Below are 5,592 nucleotides of genomic sequence, written 5' to 3'. Positions count from 1 at the left end.
CTCGCGGCGGCCGCGCGCTGGCGCAGCCCGACCCGGTGCCCGGCCTGGGCGAAGTACAGGATGTACAGGTAGCACGGCACCATCAGCAGCAGGAACACCAGCTGGAAGTCCAGGTGCTGCTTCAGCACCGCGTACAGCTGCGGAATCACCGCGCCGCCGGCGATGCCCATGATCATGATCGCCGAGCCGACCTCGGTGTGGCGGCCGAGCGCGCGGATGCCGAGCGGGAAGATCGCCGGCCACATCATCGCGTTGGCGAAACCCAGCGCGGCGACGAAGCCGACCGAGACGTAGCCGCGAGTCGCGAACGCGCCGACCGTCAGCAGCACGCCGAGCACGGCCGACACGCTGAGGTAGCGCTCCTGGGTGATGAAGCGCGGGATCACGATCAGGCCGACGACATAGCCGACCAACATCCCGCCCAGGGTCAGCGAGGTGAAGAACTTGGTCTTGTCCAGCGGCAGGCCGAAGCTCTGGCCGTAGGTGCCGATCGCGTCGCCGGCCATCACTTCCACGCCGACGTAGACGAAGATGCACAGCGCGCCCAGCCACAGGTGCGGGTACTGCAGCAGGCTCTGCCGTCCGCCGCCGTCCACCGGGCCGCTGTTGACCTCTTCCGCGCGCAACTCCGGCAGCGGCGAAAACAGCACGCCGACCGCGAGCAGAGCGAGCAGGCCGGCCATCAGCAAATACGGGCCATGGATGCTGGCGGCGAAGGTGTCGAGCAACTGCGCCTTGGTCGCCGGATCGGCCGCCGCGACCTGTGCGGCGAGATCGCCCATGCCGTGCAGGACCAGCGCGCCCAGCACCAGCGGCGCCAGGATGCCGGCGATCTTGTTGCAGATGCCCATCACCGCGATGCGCTGCGCCGCGCCCTCGATCGGGCCGAGGATGCTGATGTAGGGATTGACCGCGGTCTGCAGCACCGCCAGGCCGGCGCCGATCACGAACAGGCCGCCGAGCGCGCCGGGGTACCAGCGCTGGGTGGTGAACTCGCCGAACACCGCCGCACCGATCGCCATCACCAGCAGGCCCAAGGCCATGCCGCGCTTCATACCGGTCCGGCGCAGGATCGCCGACGACGGCAGGGCGAGGAAGAAGTAGGACAGGTAGAACGCCATCGGCACCAGGAACGCGCCGACTTCGTCGAGATCGAAGGCCAACTGGGCGAACGTGATCAGCGGCCCGTTGAGCCAGGTGACGAAGCCGAAAACGAAGAACAGCGCGCCGATGATCGCGATCGAGCCCAGATACCGCGGCTGAGCGCTGGCGTTGGAAACCGACATGTGACTCCCCTCCCAGAGAGGCGGGGGAACGCCCGCCACGTCGCGCGGCCGCCCCGGTTGACCGGTACGACAAGCGTCGGCCCAACGTTGTCACAACTTTTCCGCCGACGCCAGCCGCGGGCCCGAAAGCCCCGCCAAACCGTGATCTCACGCGCGCGCCGGCATGTTGCGCCGCATCAATATCCACGACCGGATTCGGGGTTTTTTGTGCCGTCGTGACAATTTCGCGGGAACTTGTTGACAACGTTGTCAAACGCATCGCACTCTCGGCGCCGCCAGGGGAACCGACGGCCTGTGGAGGGCGCATGCAGTGGGATTGGTACGGGACGTCGTCGATGTCCCCGCGGGGACGCAGCTTGAACGACGCAGGCGCACAGGCGCGCGCCGCCGGAGCGGCCGCATGACCGCTCCCGCCCGGCTGAACCCGACCGCGACCCAGTTCATCGCCGCCGACGTCGGCGGCACCCACACCCGGGTCGGCCTGGTCCGTCCCGGCAACGGCGCCGAATCGGCCGTGGCCGTGCTCGCGCATCGCAAGTACGTGTGCGCCGACTACCCCAGCCTGGCCGCGATCCTGGCCGAGTTCATCGCCGGCAACGGCGTCGGCATCGACCGTCTGGTGATCGCCTGCGCCGGCGTGGTGCTGGACGACCAGGTCATCAATTCCAATCTGCCGTGGCGGATCTCGCTGTCCGAGCTGCGGCGCGAACTGGGCCTGCGCGAGGTCCTGTTCATCAACGATTTCCAGGCCAACGCCAACGCCGCCCAGTGCATGGCGCCGGGCGACTCGACCCTGCTCACGCCCGGCGTCAGCGAATCGGCGCCGGGCCCGACCCTCGTGATCGGCCCCGGCACCGGCCTGGGCGCGGCGGTGCGCATCCCGCACGGCCGCGGCACCGTGATCCTGCCGACCGAAGCCGGCCACACCGCGTTCGCGCCCGGCAACGCGCGCGAAGTCGACATGCTGCGCCTGGCCCAGCAACGCGGCCAGACCCACGTGCCGACCGAATATTTCGTCTCCGGCCCGGGCCTGGTGAATCTGTACAGCGCGCTGTGCACGCTCAACGGCGTCGAGCCCTCGCTGCGCGCGCCGGCGGCGATCACCGAAGCGGCGCGGCGCGGCGAAGCGCTGGCGCGCGAAGCGGTGCTGACCTTCTGCGCCCTGCTCGGCAGCGTGATCGGCGACCTGGCGACGATCGCCGGCGCCAAGTCGGTGTTCATCGCCGGCGGCATCCTGCCGCAGCTCAAGGACTTCCTCCCCGACAGCGAATTCCACGCCCGCATGCTCGACAAGGGCGCGATGCGACCGGTGATGGAGCGCGTGCCGGTGCGCTTGATCGAGAACGAACGGCTCGGCGTGATCGGCGCGGCGAGCTGGTACCTGGAACACGGTCAGTACGAATCCGGCGACAACGGTTCCGACGCCGGCGCGAACGCGCCGAACGCGTCGGGCCGGCAACAGCAAACGCAGTAGGCGCAAGGCCTCAGGCGCACGCGCGCAAGGCGCGTGCGCGCGTCATCGCGGCCTCGCATCGAAGGCGGCAACACGCAGCAACCGGAAGCGGCGCCGCCGCGACCGGCACGCACCACTACGAAGAACACAACCGGACTTCGCGACGAACCGGCTGCCCGGTCGATCGCCGAGCCATCACCGCCCGAGGGAGGAACAGTTCAATGAAAGCGCGCAAGACCATCTTGTCGGCCAGTATCTTCGCGGCCCTGGCCTTCGGCCCGGGCCTGGCGATGGCCCAGGACACGGCGGCTCCGGCCGCCGGCACCGACGCCACCGAGCTGGACGCCGTCGTCGTCACCGGCATCCGCGCCAGCCTGGAGAAATCGCTCGACACCAAGCGAGCCAACGTGACCGTGTCCGAGGCGATCACCGCCGAAGACATCGGCAAGTTCGCCAACACCAACGTCGCCGAAGCGATGTCGCAGATCCCCGGCGTGGTCCTGGACCGCCGCTTCGGCCAGGGCGAGCGCGTCAGCATCGACGGCACCGATCCCAGCCTCAACCTCAGCTTCCTCGACGGGCATCCGGTGGCGCAGTCGATCTGGCTGTACGGCGAACAGCCCAACCGCGGCTTCGACTACACCTTGCTGGCGCCGGAAATCCTCGGCCGGCTGGAAGTGATCAAGTCCTCCGAAGCCCGCCTGACCGAAGGCAGCCTCGGCGGCACCGTGCTGATGCACACGCGCAAGCCGCTGGACATGGACGCCCACTCCATCGCCGGCTCGATCAGCTTCAACTACAACGACCAGGGCGGCGACACCCGCCCCAGCGGCTCGGTGATCTACAGCTGGAAGAACCCCGACGAGCGCTTCGGCGTCAATCTCGCCGTCCAGCACTACGAAGAAACCGTGGACCGCCAGGGCGTGGAGATCTTCGGCTACCGCAAGGCCAGCGAGTTCCCCAACCAGACCGGCGCCGCCCCCGACGTCGACGTGGCCAACTTCGTCAACGCCGCCTGGTTCCAGCAGACCCGCGAACGCGACAGCGTCAACGTCAACCTGCAGTTCAAGCCCAGCGACGAGCTGGAGTTCAACCTCGGCGGCTTGTACATCAAGGAAAGCTTCGACAACTACAACCAGTCGATGTACAACTTCTTGACCCAGCGACCGGGCGCGGTGGACCGCATCAACGGCGGCGGGGTCGTCGCCACCGGCGGCCACAGCAACGCCAATCCGGTGTTCTACGACAACAACGTGCGCGCCTCCGAGCCGGAGACCCGCGGCATCGACCTGACCGGCAAGTACCAGACCGACGCCTGGGGCGTGTCCGGCCAGATCGGCCACAGCAAGTCGGAGAATGCGCTGGAGCAGTGGTTCATCGAACCGGTCTACACCGGCGGCTACAGCTGGGATCTCAAGCGCGGCCTGACCTTCGACAACCCGGCGGCGGCGACCAACCCGGCCAACTGGGCCGGCGACGGCTTCATGGGCAACTACGGCGTCATCGACACCGAGACCAAGGACACCTACGGCCAGGTCGACTTCAACGTCCGCTTCGACAGCGTGTTCAACAACCTGCAGTTCGGCGTACGCCGCGGCAAGCACGAGGAAGACTACCGCCAGAACGTCTACGGCGGCCTGCCGGTCGCCGACCTGGTCACCGTCGGCACCATCGGCCTGACCGACCTGCGCGGCTTCAACCCCGGCTCGGCCCATCACGTCCAGGTCGGCCGCCAGAACGTGATCGACTACGTCAACCGCTATCGCGGCGGCCTGCGTCCGGACCCGGGCAGCTTCCTCAACAACACCTTCGCCGTCGAGCAGACCAACACCGCCGCGTACGTGCAGGCCGACTTCTCGGCCGGCGCCTGGCGCGGCAACCTCGGCCTGCGTTATGTCGAGTCCAAGACCGACGGCCAGGGCTACGCCTACGGCGGCGCGCCGAGCCTGGACAACCTCGCCTCCAAGCTGCGCAAGACCTCGAGCAAGGACGACTTCCTGCTGCCGTCGGTGAACGTGGTCTACGACACCGGCAACGACCTGCTGTTCCGCTTCGGCGCGGCCAAGGTCATCGCCTGGGCGCCGTACAACCAACTGGTCGGCAACACCTTCCTCAACGACAACACCTTCACCGGCACCGGCGGCGCATCCGACCTGGACCCCTACGAGTCGACCAACTACAGCCTGTCGGCGGAGTGGTACTTCGCCGAGCAGTCGGTGCTGGCGGCGTCGGTGTTCTACAAGGACATCGACAACTACATCATCAGCCTGCCGCGCACGGAGCGTCAGTTCAATTCCAACGCCCAGACCGCGCCGGTGTTCTACCAGACCCGCCTGGTCGGCATGAACGGCTGCACCACAGACGGTTTCTGCGACTACAGCATCACCCGTCCGCAGAACGCCGGTAAGGGCAAGGTCAAGGGCTTCACGCTCAGCTACCAGCAGCCCTTCGGCGAGACCGGCTTCGGCCTGACCGCGAACTACACCTATGCCGACGGCGAGGGCGCGCAGGGCACCGACCTGCCGTACCAGTCGCGCGACTCGGTGGCGATCAGCCCGTACTACGAGAAGGGGCCGCTGGCCGCGCGAGTGAGCTACAACTGGCGCAGCGACTACATCGCCGGCGGCTACGTGGCCGGCGCGCCGATCTCCAGCGTGGACGACTACGCCGAACTCGGCGCCAGCGTCAGCTGGACCTTCGACGACCGCCTGACCGTAGCGCTGGAAGGCATGAACCTGCTCGATTCCGAGTATCGCCAGTACTACACCATCGAAGAACGCATCGCCCAGCGGTATCACACCGGCCGCCGTTTCATGGCTTCGTTCCGCTTCAAGTTCTGAGCAGTACCGGCTC

The 5,592-nt window shown here is 67.7% G+C and carries 3 protein-coding genes; 2 read left to right on the top strand and 1 reads right to left on the bottom strand.

Going from position 1 to position 5,592, the window contains the following annotated elements; translation table 11 throughout:
* Nucleotides 1–1,286: sugar MFS transporter (locus tag TX83_RS15195; protein WP_075575191.1), on the bottom strand; the 1,286-nt coding region annotated here is incomplete at its 3' end.
* 400 nt (nucleotides 1,287–1,686) lie between these two features.
* On the opposite strand from TX83_RS15195, the gene TX83_RS15190 reads away from it, so the two are divergent.
* Nucleotides 1,687–2,760: a glucokinase gene (locus tag TX83_RS15190; protein ID WP_075575190.1), complete on the top strand. Its 1,074-nt coding sequence runs from the start codon at nucleotides 1,687–1,689 to the stop codon at nucleotides 2,758–2,760.
* A 200-nt stretch (nucleotides 2,761–2,960) separates the two neighbouring features.
* Nucleotides 2,961–5,579 carry a TonB-dependent receptor gene (locus tag TX83_RS15185; RefSeq protein WP_064748808.1) on the top strand — a complete coding sequence of 873 codons (2,619 nt, stop codon included), beginning with the start codon at nucleotides 2,961–2,963 and terminating at the stop codon, nucleotides 5,577–5,579.
* Nucleotides 5,580–5,592 lie beyond the last annotated feature (13 nt).

Origin of the sequence: Lysobacter antibioticus HS124 (assembly GCF_000336385.2) — a bacterium.
Taxonomy (GTDB): Bacteria; Pseudomonadota; Gammaproteobacteria; order Xanthomonadales; family Xanthomonadaceae; genus Lysobacter; species Lysobacter firmicutimachus.
The sequence above is the reverse complement of the archived record's forward strand: the minus strand, read 5'-3'. Positions and strand labels throughout refer to the sequence as shown.